The sequence below is a fragment of the Prosthecobacter sp. genome (assembly GCF_034366625.1).
Classification (GTDB): Bacteria; Verrucomicrobiota; Verrucomicrobiia; order Verrucomicrobiales; family Verrucomicrobiaceae; genus Prosthecobacter.
In genome coordinates this window covers 561,417-584,867 of sequence record NZ_JAXMIH010000008.1, presented here as the reverse complement: position 1 = coordinate 584,867, position 23,451 = coordinate 561,417, and the positions used below count along the sequence as shown (strand labels likewise).

20 protein-coding genes are annotated in these 23,451 nt (G+C 60.5%); 8 read left to right on the top strand and 12 right to left on the bottom strand.

The window, feature by feature from the left end:
- Nucleotides 1-11: 11 nt before the first annotated feature.
- On the top strand, nucleotides 12-1,325 hold the full coding sequence (argA, locus tag U1A53_RS10825) for an amino-acid N-acetyltransferase (RefSeq protein ID WP_322280797.1): 1,314 nt from the start codon (nucleotides 12-14) through the stop codon (nucleotides 1,323-1,325).
- Between the two features lie 6 nt (nucleotides 1,326-1,331).
- Here the strand turns inward: argA and U1A53_RS10820 are convergent, their stop codons facing one another.
- The gene (locus U1A53_RS10820; RefSeq protein ID WP_322280795.1) at nucleotides 1,332-2,963 is read right to left on the bottom strand and encodes a putative transporter; all 1,632 of its coding nucleotides are present in this window, start codon (nucleotides 2,961-2,963) and stop codon (nucleotides 1,332-1,334) included.
- Between the two features lie 190 nt (nucleotides 2,964-3,153).
- On the opposite strand from U1A53_RS10820, the gene U1A53_RS10815 reads away from it, so the two are divergent.
- Nucleotides 3,154-3,528 (top strand): group 1 truncated hemoglobin, encoded by a 375-nt coding sequence (locus tag U1A53_RS10815; RefSeq protein ID WP_322280793.1) that lies wholly within the window; start codon nucleotides 3,154-3,156, stop codon nucleotides 3,526-3,528.
- Nucleotides 3,529-3,534: 6 nt separating this feature from the next.
- Here U1A53_RS10815 and U1A53_RS10810 read toward each other — a convergent pair whose 3' ends face one another.
- The 4 genes from U1A53_RS10810 to U1A53_RS10795 form a co-directional block, all read right to left on the bottom strand.
- The gene (locus U1A53_RS10810; RefSeq protein WP_322280792.1) at nucleotides 3,535-4,119 is read right to left on the bottom strand and encodes a hypothetical protein; all 585 of its coding nucleotides are present in this window, start codon (nucleotides 4,117-4,119) and stop codon (nucleotides 3,535-3,537) included.
- A gap of 39 nt (nucleotides 4,120-4,158) precedes the next feature.
- Nucleotides 4,159-5,556 (bottom strand): threonine synthase, encoded by a 1,398-nt coding sequence (thrC, locus tag U1A53_RS10805; protein ID WP_322280791.1) that lies wholly within the window; start codon nucleotides 5,554-5,556, stop codon nucleotides 4,159-4,161.
- A gap of 67 nt (nucleotides 5,557-5,623) precedes the next feature.
- Nucleotides 5,624-6,124, bottom strand: coding sequence for a hypothetical protein (locus tag U1A53_RS10800; RefSeq protein WP_322280789.1), 501 nt, complete (start codon nucleotides 6,122-6,124; stop codon nucleotides 5,624-5,626).
- 184 nt (nucleotides 6,125-6,308) lie between these two features.
- Entirely contained in the window at nucleotides 6,309-7,259 is a 951-nt protein-coding gene (locus U1A53_RS10795; protein WP_322280788.1) for an efflux RND transporter periplasmic adaptor subunit, read from the bottom strand.
- Between the two features lie 109 nt (nucleotides 7,260-7,368).
- On the opposite strand from U1A53_RS10795, the gene U1A53_RS10790 reads away from it, so the two are divergent.
- From U1A53_RS10790 to U1A53_RS10780, 3 genes are read left to right on the top strand one after another with little or no spacing between them, the layout of a single operon-like run.
- The gene (locus U1A53_RS10790) at nucleotides 7,369-7,581 is read left to right on the top strand and encodes a hypothetical protein (protein WP_322280786.1); all 213 of its coding nucleotides are present in this window, start codon (nucleotides 7,369-7,371) and stop codon (nucleotides 7,579-7,581) included.
- Nucleotides 7,582-7,627: 46 nt separating this feature from the next.
- A complete protein-coding gene (locus tag U1A53_RS10785; RefSeq protein WP_322280784.1) occupies nucleotides 7,628-9,259 on the top strand; it encodes a sialate O-acetylesterase in 1,632 nt (543 codons plus the stop codon).
- Between the two features lie 15 nt (nucleotides 9,260-9,274).
- Nucleotides 9,275-10,294 (top strand): SAM-dependent methyltransferase, encoded by a 1,020-nt coding sequence (locus U1A53_RS10780; RefSeq protein WP_322280782.1) that lies wholly within the window; start codon nucleotides 9,275-9,277, stop codon nucleotides 10,292-10,294.
- A gap of 78 nt (nucleotides 10,295-10,372) precedes the next feature.
- Here the strand turns inward: U1A53_RS10780 and U1A53_RS10775 are convergent, their stop codons facing one another.
- Both U1A53_RS10775 and U1A53_RS10770 read right to left on the bottom strand, forming a co-directional pair.
- Complete coding sequence (locus tag U1A53_RS10775) at nucleotides 10,373-12,346, bottom strand: amidophosphoribosyltransferase (protein ID WP_322280780.1); 1,974 nt, start codon at nucleotides 12,344-12,346, stop codon at nucleotides 10,373-10,375.
- Between the two features lie 61 nt (nucleotides 12,347-12,407).
- Complete coding sequence (locus U1A53_RS10770) at nucleotides 12,408-12,995, bottom strand: hypothetical protein (RefSeq protein WP_322280778.1); 588 nt, start codon at nucleotides 12,993-12,995, stop codon at nucleotides 12,408-12,410.
- Between the two features lie 80 nt (nucleotides 12,996-13,075).
- Here U1A53_RS10770 and U1A53_RS10765 point away from each other — a divergent pair, with 80 nt between their 5' ends.
- The gene (locus U1A53_RS10765) at nucleotides 13,076-14,476 is read left to right on the top strand and encodes a sulfatase (protein WP_322280776.1); all 1,401 of its coding nucleotides are present in this window, start codon (nucleotides 13,076-13,078) and stop codon (nucleotides 14,474-14,476) included.
- On the opposite strand, the gene U1A53_RS10760 is transcribed toward U1A53_RS10765, so the two are convergent.
- Complete coding sequence (locus U1A53_RS10760; protein ID WP_322280774.1) at nucleotides 14,477-15,880, bottom strand: DUF1501 domain-containing protein; 1,404 nt, start codon at nucleotides 15,878-15,880, stop codon at nucleotides 14,477-14,479.
- Between the two features lie 85 nt (nucleotides 15,881-15,965).
- On the opposite strand from U1A53_RS10760, the gene U1A53_RS10755 reads away from it, so the two are divergent.
- Together U1A53_RS10755 and U1A53_RS10750 are read left to right on the top strand one after the other, a co-directional pair.
- Nucleotides 15,966-18,566 carry a M1 family aminopeptidase gene (locus U1A53_RS10755; RefSeq protein ID WP_322280772.1) on the top strand — a complete coding sequence of 867 codons (2,601 nt, stop codon included), beginning with the start codon at nucleotides 15,966-15,968 and terminating at the stop codon, nucleotides 18,564-18,566.
- Nucleotides 18,567-18,569: 3 nt separating this feature from the next.
- On the top strand, nucleotides 18,570-18,941 hold the full coding sequence (locus U1A53_RS10750) for a metallopeptidase family protein (RefSeq protein ID WP_322280770.1): 372 nt from the start codon (nucleotides 18,570-18,572) through the stop codon (nucleotides 18,939-18,941).
- 6 nt (nucleotides 18,942-18,947) lie between these two features.
- Here U1A53_RS10750 and U1A53_RS10745 read toward each other — a convergent pair whose 3' ends face one another.
- From U1A53_RS10745 to U1A53_RS10730, 4 genes are read right to left on the bottom strand one after another with little or no spacing between them, the layout of a single operon-like run.
- Nucleotides 18,948-19,682 (bottom strand): RDD family protein, encoded by a 735-nt coding sequence (locus tag U1A53_RS10745; protein ID WP_322280768.1) that lies wholly within the window; start codon nucleotides 19,680-19,682, stop codon nucleotides 18,948-18,950.
- 56 nt (nucleotides 19,683-19,738) lie between these two features.
- Nucleotides 19,739-20,362, bottom strand: coding sequence for a recombination mediator RecR (recR, locus tag U1A53_RS10740; protein ID WP_322280766.1), 624 nt, complete (start codon nucleotides 20,360-20,362; stop codon nucleotides 19,739-19,741).
- A gap of 9 nt (nucleotides 20,363-20,371) precedes the next feature.
- Entirely contained in the window at nucleotides 20,372-21,658 is a 1,287-nt protein-coding gene (locus U1A53_RS10735; RefSeq protein WP_322280765.1) for an adenylate/guanylate cyclase domain-containing protein, read from the bottom strand.
- Nucleotides 21,648-23,330: an AAA family ATPase gene (locus U1A53_RS10730; RefSeq protein WP_322280763.1), complete on the bottom strand. Its 1,683-nt coding sequence runs from the start codon at nucleotides 23,328-23,330 to the stop codon at nucleotides 21,648-21,650. The genes U1A53_RS10735 and U1A53_RS10730 overlap by 11 nt, the downstream gene beginning before the upstream one ends.
- Between the last annotated feature and the right edge of the window lie 121 nt (nucleotides 23,331-23,451).

Genomic DNA, 23,451 nt, shown 5'->3' with positions numbered 1-23,451 from the left:
TGCCTCTTGCCGTGACCAACGAACCCAACAAACCCCAGCAACGCTTCGAAGACCTGCGTGGCATCCTGCATTACGTGCCGCAGTTCCGGCAGCGTGTCTTCGTGATCGCGTTCGACGGGGCGCTGATGTCGATGCCGGGCTTCGCCAGCCTGTTGCAGGACGTGGCGGTGCTGCAATCACTCAACATCGAGGTCGTGCTCGTCTTTGGCGCACGCGCCCAAGTGCGTGCGCTGGCCGAAAAACGCGGCATCACGCTTTACAACGACGACGGCATGGGCCGCACCGACGCGGCGGGCATCGAGATCGCCATCGACGCGATCATGCGGCAGGCGAATGACCTCGTGGCCGATCTGACCGCGCTGGAGATGCCTGTGGCCGTTTCCAACGCGCTCGCGGTGCATCCGGCGGGGGTGATTGACGGCGTGGACCAGGAATTCACCGGCCGGATTGAACGTGTGGATGAGGAGACGCTGCGCGCGCTGCTCAAGGCCGACATCATCCCGATTCTGCCCCCGCTCGGCTACGACGGCAAAGGCACCACGCTGCGGCTGAACTCGGACGCGGTCGCCGTGGAGGTCGCCATCGCGCTTCAGGCAGCCAAGGTCATCTTTTTGGCCGAATCGGGCCTCACAGCGACCGACGGCACGCGTTTGGCTCAGCTTTCCGTCGCCGATGCGAGGGAAATGTACAAGTCCAAGGATCCGAAGCATGATGTGAGCATGCTCTCCAAATTGCGCTATGCCTCCCTGGCCTGCCAGGAGGGCGTGCCGCGTGTCCACATCGTCGATGGCACGCAGGATGAAGCGCTGCTTGCCGAGCTCTTCTCGAATGAAGGCGTCGGCACCATGATCCATGGCGATGAGTATCAGCAAATTCGCAAAGCACGCGCAGGCGATGTTCCCGCGCTTCTTTCCATGATGCAGCAGAGCGTGGATGACGCCGCCCTGGTGCCGCGCACACGCGACCAGATTCAATCCAAGATCAAAGACTTCTTTGTGCTCGAACTCGACGGACACCCCATCGGCTCCGTGGCTGTGCACACCTATGAGGAAGATGGCCGCAAGGTTGCCGAACTGGCCTGCCTGTTTGTGCGGCGTTCGCACAAGAACAAGAACCATGGCCGCAAGCTGGTCGCTTTCGCCGAGGAAACGGCAAAGCAGCGCGGCTGCGAAATCATCGTGGCGCTCAGCACGCAGGCGTTCCGCTTCTTCGAGGAGAAGATGGGTTACACCGTCGCCGATCCTGATGCTTTGCCGCCCACCCGCCGCGAAAAATACGACAAAAGCGGCCGAAACTCGAAGGTGCTGGTCAAGGCGCTGAAGTAGCCGCACTCACCCCATCTGCGCGATGACCTGCGCCGCCACGATGCGCAGAAGCATCGTCAGCGGATACACCGCCGCATAGGCCACGGCGGGCGAATCACAGCGCGCCATCGTCGTGGCAAAGGCGAGCGCGGGAGGATCCGTCATACCGCCGGAAAGCAGGCCGCAGAGGGACATGAAGTTCATGCGATGCCATTTGCGGGCCACAAAGCCGACAGCAAGCAGCGGCAGCATGGTGACCAAGATGCCGAGCAGCACCCATTGCAGACCCTGAGTGGAAAACACCGTGGCCGCGAATTTCTCGCCTGAGAGCAGGCCGACATTGGCGAGGAAGAGGATGATGCCGAGTTCGCGCAAGGCGCGATTCGCATTGATCGGCATGTGCATGACCATCGGGCCGAGGCGACCGAGGTGGCTGAGCAAGATCGCCATCACCAGCGGTCCACCTGCCAAACCAAGGCGCACCGGAGCAGGCAGGCCCGCGATCTGAAACGGATAGAGGCCAAGAAGAACGCCGAGCAGGATGCCGGCGAAGATGGCGGCGAATTTCGTCTCCTGAAGCATGTGGACGGCGTTGCCGAGGACTTGGGTGGCGGCGTTGAGAGATTCCTCATCACCGACAAGCTGGAGCATGTCGCCAAACTGCAAGCGCACGTCCGGCAGCGCGGTGAAAATCAGATCGCCGCGGCTGACGCGGGTGACGGTGACGTTGTGGAGGTGATCCAGGCCGAGTTCGCGCACGGTTTTGCCGAGCATGCTTTTGTTGGTCACCACGACACGACGATAGGTCACACTGCCGGGCGCTTTCATGAGGTTTTCCCCGCTCACGCTGCCGATGACGAGGCGGAACTGCTCCAGATGCGGCTGCGTGCCCACCGCCATGATCACATCGCCCACATGCAGCTTTGTTTCGGGCGTGGCGGCATGCACCTCGCTGCCGGAAGCCGGACGATGGCGTGAAATGACCACGCCTGTTTCGTGAATGCCCGGCACCTCGGCCAGCAGGACGCCCTCAAGGTTCGGATTCTCCACACGCAGGTTCATGCGTTGCAGGGGTTCAACCCCTTCGCCCTGGTCGCGGCGGAACTGCTCCGCCTCGGCGGACACATCAATCTTGAAGAAGGTGCGCAGAAGAATGAGCGAAAGGATGATGCCCACAATCGCCAGCGGATAGGCCGCCGCGTAAGACAGGGCGGGCAACGTGACGGTGGCAGGATCGGCGTGGGCGGACTGCAGCGCCTGCTGGGCAGCACCGAGCGCCGGCGTGTTCGTCGTGGCGCCGGCGAAAAGCCCTGCGATGGCCGGCAACGGCATGCCGAGCATCCACCCGCCCAGCAGTGCCACCAGCGCACCGCCCGAGACGAGCGCAAATGCGTAGCCGTTCAGCACGCGCCCCTGACGCCGCAACGAGGCAAAGAAACCCGGCCCCATCTGCATGCCGAGCGCAAAAACAAACAGGACGAGCCCAAAGTCCTTCAAAAAGTGCGCCACCTCCGTCTCCGGCTGCAAACCAAAGTGGGACGCCGCCAGACCGGCAAACAGCACGCCTGCCACACCGAGCCTGACACCTGCCACGCGGATGTTCCCCAGCCCGATGCCCGCCAGCACCACGATGCTGAAAATCAGCAGGTCGTGGGCCACGGGCGAAGTTTGGTTCAATTGCTCCAGAAAGGTCATGTCTTCTTACTGGCACGAAGGATGCCAGTCGTGCACGGCTTTTATGCACCATTTTTGTGAGGTGGTCCCGCGTGTGCTGGCATTCACTGCGCGTGATTTGAGAACGGCTGCATTGCGGCTTCAACACGGTCGATTTTGTGCTTCTTGAAGGATCATGAGTCCAAATTCTCCCTCTCTTTATGACCGACTCGGCGGCGAAGACATGATCGCCAGCCTCATCCCCGCCTTTTACGTCCGTGCGCTGGCCGATCCCGTGCTGGCACCGTTCTTCAAACACACCGCGCTGGACAAACTGCACGGCATGCAGCGCGAGTTCTTCGCCATGGCCACCGGCGGGCCGATCACCTACTCCGGCAAACCCCTGGCGCACGCCCATCATGGCCGTGGCATCACAAAACATCACTTTGCCCTCTTCACCGGCCATCTGGCGGACACGCTGCTCGACATCGGCGTCACCCAGGAGGAAGCGGATGAGGTGATCAAACGAATCAATTCCTACACCAACGAGGTGACGGGAACCTCCTATTGACCGGCCTCAGTTTTGGGACCGCGGCACGTTGGTGGAACTCAGCGCGTTCTCCGTGATCGCGATGGCCTTGTCCTGGAGTTTTTCGCCGATGTAGCGCTGCTGAAACTCCACGCGGCATTGACGGCCGTCTTTGGCAAAGACAATCCAGAACTCGGTCGATTTGATGCGCTCCGATGCAGAACTGGCTTCAGTCCAGTCAAAGCGAGTGACGGTGTCACGCGTCATCTCGGTCAGTCCCGTAGCAGTGAGCGTCACGGAGTAGCCCTGGCTCTGCCATCCCAGCCAGGTGGCGGCTCCGCCAATCAGCAGACAGGCTGCTCCCAAGGTGATGAATGGAGCGATGACCCTGACCCGGCCAAAGAAAGTGCCGTTGCCAAATTCCAGCGCGAAGAACTTCACCCGCGTAAACATGATCTTCACCAGCATGAGCCCGCCGAGGATCAGCAACGGACCGCCGCCGAGCAACAGCCAAGTGTAAAGATCACCGATCTTCAAGGTGACGCCGTTGCCCGCGTCGCTGCCTTTGGTGAGGAACGGGGAGATGTCCGGCAAGGTGATGGCTGCGGCGAGGAGAGGCGGGAATGAATTCATGACAGCAGATGCGATTAAACCAAGCTGGCAGCAGGAACGTCAAGCACTCGTTCCGTGACTTGTGTGTTTCCGAATGAACTCCTTCACCTCCGCCACGTCCGCGTTGAGCGGCCAGGTTTGCAGCGGTTTCGATTTCAGCGCTTCGAGCGTGGGGTGCGTCGGCTCGCTGCCGGTGGCCTTCTGCACGACTTCGGGGAATTTTGCCGGGCTGGCGGTGGCCAGCACCACACTCACGCGATCCTGCGCCATGTCGGTGAATGCGCAGGCGGTGTGCGGATCGAGCACGTATTGCCAGTCCTGCCACATCTGGGCGATGACACGTTCGATGTGCGCGTCGTCCATGCGCGTGGAGCGCAGGCTGGTCTTCGGCAGGTTGATCTTGAAGGGCGCACCCGATTTGATCTGCGTCATGACTTCACGCACACGCCCGGAATCTTGATCGAGGATGTAGTAGAGGAAGCGCTCGAAGTTTGACGCGGCCTGGATGTCCATGCTCGGCGCATGGCTCGGATGCACGTCGCTCTGGTGGTAATCACCGCTGGTGAGGAAGCGGTGCAGGATGTCGTTCTGATTCGTCGCCACGCGGAAACCGCCTGCGGGCATGCCCATCTGCTGCGCCAGCCAGCCGGCCAGCACGTTGCCAAAGTTTCCGGTGGGCACGACATATTCGGCCGTAGCACGAACACTCTCGGGCAGCTTCAAGCAGGCCCAGATGTAATACACACACTGCGCCAGCACGCGGGCGATGTTGATCGAGTTCACGGCGGAGAGATTCACCGAGTTCGCGAAGGCGGTGTCGCCAAACGTGTCCTTCACCACGCGCTGCGCGTCGTCAAAGGTGCCGGGCACGGGGATGGCGAAGACGTTGTCCGCGCCGGTGCAGGCCATCTGGCGTTCCTGGAGCGGAGCCACACGTCCGTTCGGGTAGAGAATGAAAATCGTGATGCCATCGCGCCCCAGGCAGCCATGGATCGCCGCCGAACCGGTGTCGCCCGAGGTCGCGCCGAGCACGGCGAGCCGTTTGCCAGTCTTTTCGACCTGACGCTTGTACAGCAGGCCCAGCAGTTGCAGCGCGAAGTCCTTGAAGGCCAGCGTCGGGCCGTGAAACAGCTCCAGCACATAGGTTTTGTCCGTGATCTTGCGCAGCGGCGCGACATCCGGTGAATCAAAGCGCCGATAAGCCTCCGCCGTGAGCTGATGCCATTCCGCGTTGCTGATCTCTGGCGCAAACAACGTGAAAAACTCCGCCGCAAGCTGCGGATACGTCAGCTTCGACCATGCAGGCAGCTTGTCAGCGATACTCGGCAGCTTTTCCGGCAAAAACAGGCCGCCATCCGGTGCCAGTCCGGCTTCAACAGCTTCAGAAAACGTGTGCGGCTTCGTTTGTCCGCGGGTGGAGATGTAATGCATGGGCGAGTCAGTCTGACGCGCATTCATGCGTGGGATTTGATGAGACTCAATGGTTCTCTTTCCGGCTGATCCGACGAACACCCCGGTCAAAGCTTTACCTGGCTTTTTCAGCCTTGAGGGCCGCTTCGTAGCCTGGATTTTTCCACTTCATCGACAGAGCGCCGTATTCCTTGAACTGGGGATTGGTCTTCTCATACAAGGCATCCTTCAGGAGGTACTTGCCCGAAACAGCCTTTTCATTGGAAGTCATGATCTGAAGCTCGATTTTGGCTCCAGGGGCGATTGGGGAGAGGTCGGTGTAACCGGCATCTTGGATCGTGTCTGGCAAGGCCTTGCCATTTTCATCGAAGAAAATGACCGTGCCGTTGATGAGCGACACCGGCATGTCGGACACGTTGGTGACCGACATGGTGAATGTCGGCATGACCGGACTGATGCCACGGGACAGCGCTCCTGTCTCGACGGGCGGTTTGCCGGCTTGTATGAGCTGGTCGATGGGGGTCGTGCCAGCGACAGGCCCATTTGATTCTTTGTTGCAGGCGGCCAGGCCGGCCATTGCGGAAATAACAATCAGAATGCCAAGTGTGTGTTTCATAAAAGTGCCTCTTTCCATGGCTTAATGATTCGCTTTGGACGCCCAATGACCATTGGATTTCCAGTGCCAATCTGGCGAATCATGACCCGTTTTTGGCGATCTTGGCCATGGGGCGACGTGAGGAAGAAAAGAGAAGGGAGAGGCTGCCGTCCCCTGATCCAACGAAGTCGCGCCTTGATCTGCCTCACTTCTTCCGCGCAATGAACACATCCACCTGTTGCCCAACGTAGAGGTTGGCATCCTTGGGCTTGTCGAGTTTGTAGATGACCTGCAGGACGCGAGTGTCCACGCGTTCGCTGCTGGCGCCGGTGAGGGATACTTTGGGGATGACGTAGGGCTCGATGCGGACGAACTGCACCTTGAATTTCCGCAAGGAGTCGCTCTTGAGCGAAAAGGTGGCGTCGAGACCGGAGGCGACACCCATGGCGTTTTGTTCATCAACATCAGCACGCACATGCAGTGTGGAGATGTCTCCGAGCATCAGGGCTGGCTGCTTGTTCTGCGGGGAGGCGTATTCGCCAGCGCGGATGTTGACCTGAAGAATGGTGCCGTTGCGCGGGGCTTTTACGGTGAGGCGGTCGATGAGCAACTGTGTCTGCTGCACATCGGCCTTGGCGGCGGCAAGTTGGGCGGCGGCAGCCTGCTGCTGCGCTTTGGTGACGAGAACGTCGTTGGTGCGATTGCGCAGGTCATCCTGGCTGATGGCACGCTGGTCGGGGATGGAGTTCAGGCGGTCCAGCATGTCCTGCATTTTGGCAAGCTGGGCCTGGGCGACGGTTAGATTTGCCTCGGCCACCACGATGGCCGCCTGCTGCTTGAGCAAGGACGCCCGCAGTTCGCGATCATCGAGGATGAGCAACGGATCGCCCGCCTTGACGGTTTGATTGACCTCGACCTTCACCGCTTCGACCAACCCCGGCACCGGCACGCCGATGGCGACGTTTTCCCCCTGCGCTTCGAGAATGCCGGTGGCCGCGATGTCATCCGGCGCGTTTTTCTGCGGCGGGGCGAGGGGCGGTGGCGGGATGGCCGATTCCTGGCTGCGGATGGTCTGCAAAACGAATCCCATGGCGACCACCCCGGCGATGGCGAGGATGAAGGTGAACCAGCGAATGGAGGTGGAGACGAGTTTCATGGCGAAGCGTTCGTTAGGCACGCTGTAGCGTGTTTGGGGCTCGGATGCACGCGGAAGCGTGAACTACGTACGTTCTTGCAGCCTGCGGCGGACGCTCTACGCTGCGCGCATGGAACGCCCCGCTGCCATCGCCCAAATCCGCGAAGCCTGCAAAAACATCGCCCTTCAGTTCATGAAGATTCATCCCGCCGTGCCCGGTCTGGCGGACGAGGAGACGCAGAAGGAGTGCTTCCGCTGCGTGCATGAGATGACCGTCCTGCTGGAGACGATCAAAAAGAAGATCGGCCGCCTCGAACGCGCGGACGACAGCACACTTCTGTGACATTTGGCTTACTTGCGCCAGACAGCGCCGCACACGACATTTTCCCATGAGACACGTCCCTTTGTTCTGTTTTCTACTCCTCGCGACGGCGTTGCATGCCGAGGTCAAACTGCCCGCGATCTTCTCTGACGGCATGGTGCTCCAGCAGGCTCAGCTCGTGCGCATCTGGGGCACCGGCGAAGTCGGCGAGGATGTGAAGATCACCTTTGGCGATCAAACACACAGCTCGGTGACCGACCCGACTGGGAAATGGTCCGTCACACTGAACCCGATGAATGCAAACGCTGCTCCGACCAATCTCGTCGTGAGCGGCAAGAACATGATCACCCTCAAAAACGTGCTCGTCGGCGAGGTGTGGATCTGCTCCGGCCAGTCGAACATGCAGTGGACCGTGCAGCAGGCGGGCAAGGCCCAAGAAGAGATCGCCGCCGGGAATCATCCGCAGATCCGCATGTTCAATGTCGAGCGCAGTCCGAGCATGACACCGCAGGCCGACTGCAAGGGCGCATGGGAAGAGGCCACCAGCGCGAACGTGGGCGATTTTTCCGCGGTAGGTTACTACTTTGGCCGCCACCTGCATCAAGTGCTCAAGGTGCCCGTCGGTTTGATCAACACCTCCTGGGGCGGCACGCGCATCGAGGCCTGGACCAGCCGCGAAGCGCTGGAAGAACGCCCCTGTGCCAGTGAAATGATCGCCGACTGGAATGACCACGTCAGCAAATGGGACGCCGCGAAAGAGCAGGCCGCTTTTGAAAAACGCAAAACCGACTGGCAGGCGCAGGTGAAGAAAATCGACGATGAGAATGCCAAACTGCCCGCCGACAAAAAGAAGCCGAAGCCGCAGGCTCCGCGTCCTCCAGACGACCCCGCCAAGACGCCGCATCATCCCAGCGTGCTCTTCAACGGCATGGTAGCTCCGCTCGTTCCGTACGGCATCAAGGGCGCGATCTGGTATCAAGGCGAATCGAACCAACGCCGCGCCTTCCAGTACCAAGAACTGCTGCCCACCATGATCAACGACTGGCGCAGGCAGTGGGTGGACGCGTTCTCATTCTACATCGTGCAACTCGCCAATTTCGGAAACGGACACCCCGTGACCCAGGATGCAGGTGTTCCCGACACTTGGGCCGAGTTGCAGGAGGCACAGACGCTCACGGCACAGACGCTGGACAAATGCGGCATCGCCATCATCAACGACATCGGCGAGCAGAACGACATCCACCCGAAGAACAAGCAGGAGGTCGGCCGCCGCCTCGCGCTCTGGGCTTTGGCGAAGGACTACGGCAAAAACGGCACCGAATACTGCGGCCCGCTGTATCTTTCCTCCGTCGTGCAGGACAGCAAGGTGCGCGTGCAGTTCACCCACACCGGCACCGGATTGAAAACCCGTGATGGCGGCGAACTGAAGCACTTCCAAATCGCCGGAGCCGATCAAAAGTGGGTGTGGGCCAAAGCAAAAATCGAAGGCAATGAAGTCGTCGTCTGGAGCGAATCCGTGCCCCAGCCCGTCGGCGTACGCTACGCATGGGCAAGCTGGCCTGAAGGCGCGAATCTCATCAATGCCGAAGGCCTCCCTGCCTCTTGCTTCCGCACGGATGACTTCCTGCCCTCCACGCTCGGTGTCGTGTCACCTTTTAAAGAGGCCACGCCCGCGAAACCGGCTCCTGCCAAACCGTGATCGTTCGAGCCGAGCGTGCACCTCTTCCTCACTGATCCCGACACGTCTTCGTTCCTCGCGGATGAACTGCGTCGTGCCGCCCCAGATTCGAGTTTGCGTGAGATTGAGGGGCTCGGCATCGCCGCAGATGTGAATCTCGACGGCCTGTTGCTCGCCTTCGCACGGCAAACGCTGCCCGATGCCATCGAAGTCCAGGCGGTTTCGATCAACGCGTGGGCAGATCGTATCATCGACGCCGTCGCCGGAGTGTTTCCCGACGACCAACCGTGGCGTCTCCATCTCTGGCCGCAGTATGGCGAAGGCAAAGCGGGCCGGCACCGCTGCGAATTGATCCTCGCCAGCCTCATGGAGCGTTTGAAAAAACGCCGCAGGCATCTGCTGCGTTCCTTGATCGACTCCGAGGCCGTTTTCGACGCGCAAACCTCCCTCGCGCAGTGTGTCCTCACCTCTCCCGAAACCGGCTGGCTCTCTGCAACATCCGCGCCGCGTGCTTATGCTCTGCGCAGTTTGATTTCGAGTTTCCCACGCGGCGAAGTGCCCCTCGCTGACGACAAAAGCGCTCCGTCACGTGCTTTCACCAAGCTCGTCGAGGCTGAACAGCGTCTAGGACGGCGCATCGAGCGCGGTGAAACCTGCGTTGATCTCGGTGCCTCGCCGGGAAGCTGGAGCTATGTCGCTTTGCATCGTGGCGCTCACGTCATCGCGGTGGACCGCTCCGAATTGCGCGAGGACTTGATGCGCAACCCGCGCCTGCGCTTCGAGGCCGCTGACGCCTTCAAATACCAGCCGCCTCAGACCGTGGACTGGCTTGTGTGCGATGTCATTGCCGCCCCGCAGCGCAGCATCGACCTCCTGCTCGAATGGTTGAGTGAGAAGCGCATGCGCAACTTCATCGTGACGATCAAATTCAAGGGCCATGACGAGTATTCGCTGCTCGACATGCTCAAACGTGATGCGCCGCCGTTGTGCGCCGAATTTCACCTCACGCTGCTGTGCGCGAACAAGAACGAGGTGTGTGCGTTCGGAGTGGCATAGTGGTCCGCACAGTCCCCTGTGCGGTGGAACGAGCGTTCCCTGATCCAGAACCGCACAGAGGACTGTGCGGACTACTTTTTACAACAGCGCCTCGTGCGCACGGCCATCCTTGGCCTCACAGTAGAGGATGAAGGACTGGTTCACGACGGAGTAACCGCCGGGTGTCGGGTAATCACCGCTGAAATACCAATCGCCATACTCGGAGCCCAAGGCTCGGTGCAGGTTTGGGATGTTTTGATAGATGACCTCGACGGTGCCGTGCCAAGGCGTTTCCTCGGGGCTGATCATCTGGGCTATCTTGGCGGAGATTTCATCGTCGGTGAACGGGGCGTAGATGGCCTTCACGGCGTTGCGCATTTCTTCCTTCGGCTTTTTCAGCTCGGCCTTGCAGGCAAGGTAGGTGTCGCGCACAACATGGGACATGCCGCGTGAGCGCAGCAGGCTGATGGCGGCCTGGAAGGCGATGAATTTGCCGAGTTCGGCCATGTCGATGCCGTAGCAGTCGGGATAGCGGATCTGCGGGGCGGTGGAGCAGACGATGATGCGGCGCGGATTGGTGCGCGCGAGGATGCGCAGCAGACTTTTCTTCAAGGTGGTGCCACGCACGATGGAGTCGTCGATGACAACGAGATTGTCCTGGGGCGTGACGACGCCGTAGGTGATGTCGTAGCTGCCGGAGACGAGCGCGTCACGCCCGGTCTCCTGGGCGATGAAGGTGCGCATCTTGATGTCTTTGAGCGCGATTTTTTCGGCCCGCGGCCAGTTGCGCAGCACGAGATCGTCGAGTTTGGCCTCGTCGAGTTCCCCACGTTTGAGCATGTCCATGAGCGCTTCTTTGACGACGACGCGACGGCTTTTGCGCAAACCGTCAAGGAAGCCGAAATAGGCGGTCTCAGCGGTGTTCGGAATGAAGCTGAGCACCGTGTGCTCGAAGTCGTTGTCGATGGCCTTCACGACCTGCGGCACGAGCTGCTCGCCAAGGGCCTTGCGCTGGCGGTAGATGGCGGAGTCGTTGCCACGTGAGAAATAAATGCACTCGAAGGAGCAGGGCTTGAACACGCGCGGCTCCGTGAACTTCTGGATGCTCATGCTGCCGTCGGCCTTGATCACGGCGACATGCGCGGGCGGAATTTCGCGAGTGTCGTCTTCCCCGATGCCGAACACGGACATCAGCGCGACACGTTCGGAGGCGATGGCGAAAATTTCATCGTTCTCGTAGTAGTGGCAGGGACGGATGCCGCTGGGGTCGCGCATGGCGAAGAGATCACCGTTGCCGATGACGCCGACGATGCTGTAGCCGCCATCCCAGCGCTTGGCGGATTCTTTGACGACCGCCGTCACATCAAGCTCCGCGCTGATGCGCGCGGGGATGTCCTGTCCCGGCATCCCGGAGTCACGCAGGACGTGATAGAGCTTGGTGTGCGCCTCGTCGAGCTGGAAGCCGATTTCTTCGAGCACGCTCTGCGTGTCAGTTCCAAAGACGGGATGCTGCCCGCGCTTCATCATGATCTCGTTAAGCTCGCGGGTGTTGGTGAGGTTGAAGTTCCCCATCACCATCAAAGTGCGCGTGGGCCAGGTGGTGCGGCGCATGTAGGGATGCAGCGCGCCTTTGCCAAAATCACCGCTGGTGCCATAGCGCAGGTGCCCGATGTAAATCTCCCCCGCCATCTCGAACTCGCGCTTGATGGCCTCGGGATCGTCTTCAAAAGAGATGAACTCCTTTCCCTCCTGGTCACGCTCGTCTTTGCGCTGCTTGTCGATGCGGCGGGCGATGCGCTTGTATTCTTTGCGCTCATCTTCAAAAACCTGGCCGATCCGCTCCACGCTCTCCGTGCTGCGGACGCGGAACATGTAGGGCAGGCCGGGGGGCATGCCGAGCTTGCTGCAGCCAATGCCAATGCCGTCCTGGCCACGGTTGCGTTGTTTGGTCATGAGCGCCTGCAGAGCGTCGAACCCATAGAGAGCATTGCCGTATTTTTGATAGAAGTATCCAAGCGGCTTTTTCAGCCGCACCACTGCTATGCCGCACTCGTGTCGGATTGGGTCGCTCATCAGGAAGGAGCACCCACCTTTGGCAGGTGGTGGAAGGAGTGCAACCGGTGGAAAAAGTTTCTCATTTCGGGCTGCGCTGCCACCATCCGAGCGCAAATCCTATTCCGGCTCCAAAACCCAGCCCGTGGAACAACCCCCAGCCCAGTTTGGCCACGATGGCGACCTGCGGCTTCGCCCAGCCTTCGATGCCCGAGGCCAGGATGCCATACATCCACTTCCCGCCGATGAAATAACCCGCCGTATGCAGCGCAAACAACACCAGAGCCGCGATCCAGAAGCCAGACGGCCTTTTCAGTGAGTTCCAGCACACCCAGGCAAAGAACAGCGTCCCCGCAGCCGCGCCGAGCCATTCACGCATCCGCCAGCCGGGGGGATCTTTGATGAGAAACCACGCCAGACTCCACAGCAGCGCGTAACCGAAAAAGGCCGGCAAAAACATGCGGTAAAACCGTCCCAGCCGATTTTCCCCGCTCAACAAGCCACACAGCGCCAGACCGGCCCCACCAAGGTAAACGAGAGCGATCAGCGCATACATGCCGATCTCGCTGCCCGCGATGCGTGGAACGAAAGCCCAGATCGAGTAGGCCGCCACGCTGACAGCGGCGAATCCGAAACTGCCATGCAGCGTGGAGCGGAGAAGGGACTTCATAGGTGCCCTTACAACGTCACATCTCCGCCTGATCTGCCACTCACTGCAAGACTCCAGGCCCTTCCTCGTTCAAGGCGGGCATGACTCGCTATTTCGCTCTTTTCCTGCTGCTTGGCGGCTTTGCCTTCGCTCAATCGAAGCCCGACGTTCTTTTCATCGCCGTTGATGATTTGAATGATTGGGTCAGCTACCTCGGTGGTCATCCGCAGACGAAGACGCCGAACATCGACCGCCTCGTGGCACGCGGCACGGCCTTCACAAATTCACATTGCGCCGCGCCGGCCTGCAATCCCTCGCGTGCGGCTTTGATGAGCGGCCTGCGTCCCTGGCAGACGGGTGTTTACACCAACAACGATCCAGCGCAGGGCGTGCTGAAAGACGTGAACACGATCAACCGCCATTTCCTCGCCAACGGCTACAACACACGCGGCGGCGGCAAGATTTATCATGGTTACGGCAGCGAAGGCCGCACAGATTCCTGGACCGAGTGGGCCGGGCTGTTCCCCAGCATCAAAGAACACGAGGAAAACATGAACGGCCTCAACCGCGGCCACTTCGACTGGGGTCCGGTGGAAGGTAAGCCCGCCGACATGGGTGACTACAAACTGACCGACTGGGCGATCAACCACCTCAAGACCGCGCCAACCGACAAACCACTCTTCCTCGGCGTCGGTTACGTGAAGCCGCACCTGCCCTGGTATGTGCCGCAAGAGTATTTCGACCGCTTCCCGCTGGCCGACATCAAGCTGCCCGTCACCAAGGAAAACGATCTCGATGATGTGCCTGCGGCTGGCAAAAGGATGGCTGGTGCCGAAGGCGATCACGCTTCTGTGCTCAAAGGTGACCAGTGGAAGAAGGCGGTGCAGGCCTACCTCGCCACGATCTCCTTCTTGGACGACCAAGTCGGCCGCCTGCTCGACGGCCTCGATCAAAGCCCGCGCAAGGACAAGACCATCATCGTGTGGTGGACCGATCACGGCTGGCATCTCGGTGAGAAGGAGCATTGGCGCAAATTCGCCCTCTGGGAGAAGGCCACACGCACCAGCATGGCCATCGTGGCTCCCGGCGTGTCAAAACCCGGCAGCAAGACCGATGCGCCCGTCGATTACACCAACCTCTACCCGACTCTCTGCGAACTCACCGGCCTGCCGCTGCCTGATCATGTCAAAGGAGCGAGCCTGATGCCGCTGCTCAAAGATCCCGCCGCGAAGTGGAATGACGTGGCTGTCTGCACGCATGGCAAGGGCAACCACGCCGTGCGCGACGCCCAATGGCGCTACATCCGCTACGCCGACGGCAGCGAGGAGCTCTACGATCACAGCAAAGACCCGTATGAATGGACGAACCTCGCCGGTGAAGTCGGCATGAGTGACCTCAAGGCGAAACTCGGCGCAGTCCTGCCCAAGGAAGAAGTCAAACCGACCTCCGGCGAGGCAAAAAAGAAGGAAGGCAAAGGGAAGAAGAAAAAAGCGGAGGAGTGATCACACCAGACCTCGAATCGGTTCGCCACGGGTCAACACGTTGAGCAAACTCGGTGGCAGGCCGTCCGTGATGCGGGCTTCACCGAGATCGACCAGCGTGTGCATGATGGTGGCAATCAAATCAGGAATCGTGATCGGCTCGGAGGCAGGCTCACCACCATTGCGGGCCGACTGACCGATGACCTGGCCCATTTTGAGGCCTCCGCCGTAGATCATGAGCGGAGCGAGACCACCCCAGTGATCGCGACCGCCTTTCGCGTTGAGTTTCGGCGAGCGCCCCATCTCGCCGCAGCAGACGAGCATGATCTTTTCGCTCAATCCGCGTGCTTCGATGTCCTCGATCAAGGCGGAGACGGCGTGATCGAACGGACGGCCAACATAGTCCATGCCAGTGCGGCAAGGGGCGTTGTTGTTGTCGGCGTGCATGTCCCACACAAAGCTCGTGGTGACGGTGACAAAGCCGCAGCCGTGCTCGCACAGGCGGCGGGCCATGAGCAGCAGCTTGCCGAGGGTGGCGGCGTTGTCAGCGTAGTGCTCGCGGTTGTTCCACTGCGTGCTGATGCGGTCCTTCGGCAGCAGTTTGGAAGTGTCGTAGCGCTCGATGAGGCGCGGATCTTCCTTGGAGAGATCAAACGCGTCCGATACGCCACGACGCAGCACATCGAAGGCGAGTGATTGAAACTCCGACATGCCGCCGACCGCCTCGCTGGCATCCATGCGGCGTTTCCATTGATCCAACGAGGTCAGGAGTGTGCGACGATCATCGAGCCGGCCTTGCGGCAGGCTCAACGTCATGTCCGCCTGCGCGCCGCTGCCTGCGCCGGGCACGAAGGGCTGGTAGGTGGCTCCAAACTCGCCGCTGGAGGTGAAATCGCCGAATTTCTTGATCACCGGCCCTGCGGCCGATGAAATGGCCTGCGGAAACAACGCCACGTTCGTCGGCATCGCGCTGCCTTTCCGCAGCGGCCCGGCGATGCGCGAGTAGAGCGAGCCCACATTCGCCTTCAGCGTGTCTTTGCCGACGATGGTCTTGATGTCGTGAATCGCATCGCCCGTGACGAAGGAGCGCACGATGCTGAACTTGTCCGCCAGCTTCGCCAGCCGCTCAAACGTGCCGCCAAACGTGACGCCGGGGAGCTTCGTCCTGATCTCGCCCGTCACACTGCGGATCTCCGACGGCGCATCCATCTTCGGATCAAACGTCTCGAACTGCGACGGGCCGCCGTGCATGAACAGGAAGATCACCGACTTGTCCTTGAGCAGCCGCTTCTGTGAAGCTCCAAGGGCCTTGAGAGCCATCATTTCACTCAAACCAAGCCCACCCAGCCCCAGCCCGCCAATGCGCAGAAAATCACGCCGCTGAAGGCGTGATGATCCCTGGCTGTGGTCGGAAAAAGTGAGCATGACGAGGCCAATACGAAGATGCACCGGCTCTCCTTCCGGTTTGTTCTTGCCATGCCAGCACGAGCCGGGGATGCTCGCCGCCGTCATGCGTCTCCATCACCTCTTTCTCGCCGCCGCATTGCTCGTTTCGAGCGCTTTTGCTGATTCCTTCGACTGCCGACATTGTGAGAAGCATCTGCTGCCGCAGCCGATCAAGCTCATCGCCGGTCGGAAGTATGCGCGGGATCGACGTGTCGATGTTTTGCATCTGAAGCTCGATGTGATGCCGGATTTCGCCAAACGCACCGTTTCCGGCACGGCGACGTTGCGGTTCAAGCCCATCGCGCTGCCGCTGGCGAAGCTGGAGCTCGACGCGGTGGATTTGAACATCGCCGAAGTGAAGGCCGAAGGCGCGAAGGTGGCCGAGCATGAGGTGACGAATGAAAAACTGATCGTCACTTTCGCCTCCGCCATCGCACCCGAGGCCGAAGTCACGCTGACCGTGAAGTATTCGGCGCAGCCCGAGCACGGGCTTTATTTCCGCACCCCGGAGATGGGTTACAAGGCAGGTGACACGCAAGTCTGGAGCCAGGGGGAGGCGGAGCTGCATCGCTTCTGGTTCCCGAGCTACGACTACCCGAACGAGCGCTTCACCAGCGAGGTCATCTGCCATGTGCCGAAGGGCATGCAGGTCGTTTCCAACGGCACGCTGCAAAGCGAGAAACCCGGCGGTCAGGACCTCGTCACGTTTCACTGGCTGCAAAACCAGCCGCATGTGAACTACCTCATCGCACTCGCGGCAGGTAATTTTCACAAGCTGGAGGACAAGGCGGGCAAACTGCCGCTGGCGATGCTCGTGCCGCCCTCGCATGCCGCGCAAGCAGCGAACGCATTCACCGACACGCGGAAGATCATCGAGTTTTACCAAAAGGAGATCGGCGTGCCTTTCGCGTGGGACAAATACTGGCAGGTCTATTGCCTCGATTTCCTGGCCGGTGGCATGGAGAACACGAGTTGCACCTTCGAAGCGTCCGACATGCTCTTCAACGCGGACACGGAGGAGCTGCGCACGCTGCATCGTCTCGACGCGCACGAGACCGCGCACCAGTGGTTCGGCGATCTCGTCACCTGCCGCGACTGGGCGCACCTGTGGCTGAACGAGGGCTTCGCCAGCTACTACACCATCCTTTACGAGGAGCAGAAACTCGGCGCCGACGCGATGAAATACTCGCTCTGGCTGGAGGCGCAGGAAGTTTTCGGCGCTAACGACACACGGCCCATCGTCTGGCGCGACTACGGCGACCCCATGCAGCAGTTCGACAATCGGGCGTATCCCAAGGGCGCGTGGGTGCTGCACATGCTGCGCAGCCAGCTTGGCCCCGATTTGTTCCGCAAGTGCATCAAAACCTATCTCGAACGCCATCACAGCGGCATCGTGAGCACGGATGATTTACAGGATGTCGTCGAGGAGGTCAGCGGCCTGTCATTCGACCAGTTCTTCGATCAATGGCTGCACCACGGCGGCGTGCCTGAACTGAAAATCGATCACAATTGGGATGCCGCCTCCAAACTGGCAAAAATCACCGTACGGCAGACGCAAAAACTCAGCGATCAGGTGCGCCTGTTCCGTGTGCCGCTGCCGGTGAGTTTCAAAGTGGCTGGGCAGAAAGAGCCGCTGCACTTCTTGATGGATGTCAGCAAAGAGGTCGAGGATTTCCACTTCACGCTGCCCGCGCAGCCGGAACTCGTGCGCATCGACCCGGATTTCACCGTGCTGGCAAAGATCAGCTTCACACAGCCCGGTCCGATGCTCGACAAACAGCTCGAATCCGACCTGATCGGCCGTCTTTTGGCCGTGCGGACGCTGGATCGCAAACACATCGCCAAACTCGGCAAAATCCTGCGCGAGGACAAATTTCATGCGGTGCGCAGCGAAGCCGCCAAAGTGCTCGCGAAGCTCGGTGAACCAGAAGCACGCGCTGAATTGATCACCAGCAGCGCGAATCAAAAACACGCCGCAACACGCAAAGCCGTCGTTCAAGCTCTCGCCAGCCTCCACACGCCTGAATCCCGCGAAACATTGTGGAAGATGGCCCAGAGCGAGCAAAATCCCGCCATTCTTGCCACCCTCATCGAGACCTGGAGCGCACGACCCGGCGAGCCGACGGTCAGCGAGGCTTTGAAGAAGCATCTCGCCGCCTCCAGCTATCAAAGCAGCCTCGAACTGGCTGCCATCAAAGCTCTGCGGGCGCAGGATGACGAATCATCGGTGCCTGCCATCCTCACACGACTGCAACAACCGCACGAGCTGCGCGGACGCGATGCCAGCACCGCCTTCGAAACGCTCGCCTTCCTCGCACGTCGCCCAACGAATCCGAATCGCGATGCGGTGCGCGATTTCCTCGCCGAGAAACTCAGCGACCCACGCCGCGACTGGCGCGTGGCCGCCGCAAAGGCGCTCGGCACGTTGCGTGATCCGAAAGCGCTCGGCCTGCTCGATCTCTTGCTCGCCATCAGCGGCGGTGACCGCATCGATCCCGTGCGTGAGGCCTCTGCCAAGGCCGCGCAAGACATCCGCGCCGGCCTCGAAAGTCCCGCCGACCTCAAAAACCTCTGGGACCGCGTGCAGCAGCTCCAGAAGAAGGCCGAGGATCAGCAGAAGGAGATCGAAACGCTCAAAAAGAAGCCGCAAACCGCGAAGAAGTGATCCATGCGCTACGAACGTCTCCAATCCATCGCCACCAGCGTGGTGAAGTCCGTCCTGCTCTCATTGCCTGAGCAGATTCGCACTGAAGCAGCCGACTGCCGTATCGAGTTCTGCGAGATGGATGCGCTGATCGACATCGACGAAGATCTCGATCCCGATCTGCTCGGTCTCTTTGAAGGCAATGCCCGCTGCGATCCCCTGCCCGCCGCGCCGGATGAAATGCCGCGCATCCGACTCTTCCTGGACAACCTGTGGGACGACTGCAATGGCGATCTGGCCACCTATCGCAGCGAAGTGCGCATCACTTTTCTCCACGAACTCGGACACTACCTCGGCCTGGATGAGGATGAGGTCGCGGCACTGGGACTGGCGTGAACAAACTCAAGCCTTGGGCGGATTGCCCTCGATGACCTGCGTGCCGGCGATCAAATCATGGATGCAGCGACGGTCGTCGCGAAACACAAAACACCCATCCACGATGGAATAGATGCCTCCGAGGCATGGCACCGCACCGATGAGACCGTTGACGAAAGCACGCAGCAACACCGCCCTCACAAAGCCCGGCAACTGGGCGTCCGGGTGGCTGACGATGCGGATGCCGAGCCACATCTTGCCAAGAGACTGCCCCCGGGTGGTGAGCAGCATAAGGTTGATGACCAGCAGCCCAAGACCTCCCAGCAGCAAACACACCAACGAGCCAATGGCTGTGGGAGTAAACTCGGGCTCCTGCCCACTTTTCCCTCCAGCACCCAGCTCCATCATGAGGATAAAATAAGGAACACCGATCACCACCATGCCCACCAAGGCATCCAGCAAAAATGCGCCGAGGCGTTTGCCCAGGGACGCAAGCTGGACATTCGCGGCGGCGGCGGGCAGCACATTCGCCTTCGGAGCAGCATAGGGGTTGTAGGCTGTAGAGTCGGTCACCGCCGGACTTTGCGGCAGTGCAACTACTGCGGCTTGGAAGCGCCCGCCCGCAGGCTCCCAGTCTGACATTCCCTCGGACCACAGCAGGTCATCGGACAGGAACTGACCGGTGGTCATGCCGGACCGGACTTCATCTTCGGAGAAAACGCCAAGCTGCTGGCCGTTGCGTGCGAGGTGGTATTGGACCATACGAGGATGGCTTATTACCCATCCGCCGTCTCTTGTCGAGATTGGATTTGACGTGTCTAACTCTTTGCTTCCCAGCCCATCTTCCGTCGCCCGTGCAAGGCCTGGTAAAGCGTGAGCTCATCCACATGATCGAGGCCGCCGCCTGCGGGCATGCCTTGGGCGAGCCTGGTGATGGCAATGCCGGCGGGTCGTAGCAGATCGGCGATGTAGCTGGCCGTGGCCTCCCCTTCGACATCGGAACCGAGGGCGATGATGACCTCCTCCGTGTGCAGATCACGAACACGATTCACGAGCGATTCCATGCGCAGGTCTTCAGGCGTGACGTTGTCGAGCGGCGAGAGCCGTCCGCCGAGCACATGATACAAACCTTGAAACGCGCCGCTGCGCTCCAACCGCAGCACGTCGGCGGCTTGCTCGACGACGCAAAGCAGCCGCTGCTGGCGACGGGGATCGTGGCAGAGCAGGCAGGCGCTGTCGTTTTCAATGAAAAAGCCGCAGTCGGAGCACGGAATGATGCGCTCCTTCGCCTCCATCAGCGTGTTTGAAAGCGAGGTGATGCGATCTTCGCGCATCTGCAGCAGCCAGAGCATCAGGCGCTCTGCGCTGCGCGGACCGAGGCCGGGCAACGACTTGAGCTGGGCGACGAGGCGCTGGATGGCAGGTGGATAGTCGATGCGCACGACGAGAAATCAGGTGGCGGCAAGTTTGCGCGCGTGCTTCGGCGTTTCTTTCTCAGGAACGGCCTTGTCCTTCAAGGCTGTCTCGACTCGCTCGATGAAGTATTTCAGCGGCGCATCCTCGCGGTCCTCAATGGTGGCGTTCTTGAAGCTTTCGAGCGACTGCTTCAGATCGCCTTTGCGATACTGCACCACGCCCTGCCAGAAGGCATCGCGGGCACGACCCTCCTGCTCGGTGAGCGTGCCTTTTTCAGCCAGCAGTTCATAAACTTCGCTCATCTGGCTGGAGCCGGAGACGCTGACCATCTCCATCGGACGCACCTCGGCATTGTCCTTCACCAGAGCGTAAGTGCGGGCGTTGAGCAGCACCTTGCTACCGTATTCGGAGTTCAAAATGCAGAGCCGGGTGGCGAAATCGATCACATCGCCCACGGCGCTGAAACTCTCAAAGTGGCTCACGCCATACAGCCCGCACACCGCCGGTCCGCTGCTGAATGCCACGCCTATTTGCGCCCGCTTGCCGAAGCGAAACTCAATCTCGCGACTCAGCGCGGCCAGATGCGTGCGCAGCACCGCGGCCACCTGCACGGCGTGCAGCGCGTGATGCTCGTCAGTGAGCGGAAAACCGAAGAACACGCGCACCTGACGGGCGTCGCAATCATCCAGATAAGCTCCACGGGCGATGAGGAACTCCGACACGCTGCGCTGGAAATGCGCGGCCATCTCCTCGAAGAACTTTGGCTCGATGCTGGTGGCGATCTCCACGTGATTGAGCAGGCGGCAGGTCAACACGGTGATCTCGCGGCGCTCCGTCATTTTTGTGGGATTGTTTTGATCCGCCAGCTCCTCGAAGAGCCGCGTGGAAAGCCTGCCGACGAAATACTCGCGCATCACATGACGGCGGTAGCCGTCCACCGAGCCGCTGACGGCGATGCCCGCGATTCCAGCAAACCACATCGCCAGCGAACCCGACACCGGCTCGAACAAAACGCCGCTCATCGCCATGATGCAGGAGAACGTGACGGTGAGAAAGGTTCCACCGAGCAGAAAGGCAAAGCGCCGCCACTGCGAGAGCATTTCGAGGCACACCCAGGCGCTGACGAACGCCATCAGCGTGTAGTAACCGTATTGCAGCCAGACGAGCTGCTTCAAACCGCCCTGCGGCAGGATGAAGCCGCGCGCATACAGCCCCGCGAACCAGTCCGCCGTGCTTTGGAAAAAGCCGAAGTGATACAGGGCCAGCAGCGGAATGCAGATGAGCACGCCGATGAACATGGCGGCGGCATGATTACGATTCATGGGCGGTGGAGTCGGGAGTGATGTCGATGATGTTGGAAGCAGGTGGCGGCTGCTGACGGCAGGCGCTGACGACGAGATCGCTGACAAACTTGTCGGGATTGGCTATCGCGTCGGCGGAGAGGGCAAAACTCGTCTCACCCGTGCTGCGGGTGACGAGCTTCAGGCCGAATGGGTAGTCTTTGAAGAGCTTCTCGCACATCACGTCAACATGCGCGCCTTCACGTTGCGCCCTGGCGGCAATCGCCGCGATCGCGGACGCGTCAAAATCGAGCGTGAAGCCGTGATCACGCTGAAAACGTTCGGCGAAGCCCTTGATCTCGTCCGCATGCGCCACGCCGAGCTCCACAGCAAAGGTGGCTGCCTGCGTGCGGCATTGGGCGAGCACTTGCTCGGGATTTTTGACCAACGCGCCATCAATGCGCAGTTCCGGAAGACCGAGGCTGGGCATTTCAAATTTGAAATCTCGCAGCACACGCTCCCAGACGGTCACGAGGCCGCGCGCGCCGGTTTTTTCATCCTCGGCGCGGCTGGCGATCTCACGCAACGCATCATCTTCAAAGACAGCCTTCACGCCGTAAGCGGCAAACTCCCGCTCATACTGGCGGATGAGGCTGCCCTCGGAGTTCTTCATGATCTGGAACATGTCATCCGCGCTGAGCGGATCACACACCACGCGCACCGGCAGGCGGCCGATGAACTCGGCCTCGAAACCGTAGTCGATGAAGTCCTTCGTGCGCGCCTCGCGGAACAGATGCTCGGCAGCGGTTGATTTTGAGTCACCAGCAGAGACGAAGCCGATGGATTTCCGGTTCGTACGCTTCTCGATGATCTTGTCGAGGCCGCTGAAAGCACCGCTGACAATGAACAGAATGTTGCGCGTGTTCACCACCTCACGGCCGGTGCGGCCTTTGCGCGTGTCGAACATCATCTGCATCTGGCTGCGGATGTCATTCGGCGCGTAGAGCGGCACCTCGGTCTCCTCCATGAGTTTCAGCAGCGTGGTTTGCACGCCGCGCCCGCTCACATCGCGGCCCAGTTTTTCCGGCCCGCTGCTCAGCTTGTCGATTTCATCCAGGTAGATGATGCCGTGCTCGGCCAGGTCGATGTCGCCGTTCGCTTTCGCCACGAGGTCACGCACCAGATCGTCCACATCCGCGCCGACGTAGCCGGTTTCGCTGAATTTTGTCGCGTCCGCCTTCACAAACGGCACGCCAATGAGATCAGCGATGTGTTTGACGAGGTAGGTCTTCCCCACGCCCGTGGGACCGATGATGATGACGTTCTGCTTGGAGAATTCGAGCCGTGGGCCGGTCGAGTCTGACTCACGGTCCTCACGCAGCATCTGCGCGTGGTGATAATGATCACAAACCGCCGTGGCTAGCACCTTCTTGGCCTCGTCCTGCCGGATTACGAAGCGGTCGAGATGCGCTTTGATGTCGGCGGGCTTGTAATGGAATTCAAAAGCTTCCTCGTTGTCTTCCTGAGGCTCCTCACCGGATTTTTCGCCGCTTTCCTGCTCACGCCGTGCGCCAGGCCCGTCCACACGCGTGAAGAGCACCTGGCCGCCCAGCGTGTTCTTGATGAAGTCCTCCAGCTTGCGCGTGATCTCCTCCGGCGTGGTGGGAGTCTTCGGCTGGTCGGCTTCGGGTGTTTCGGGCGTGGAGTCGCTCATGTGGGGGCGCAGATAGTGCGCGAGGCGAGGCCCGCTGACAAGCGGCACGATGCGTGCTGCGCAAGGCCCAGAAATGATCTTTTTCAGGGTTGCACGTATCTTGCGACCCCTCATACTCCGC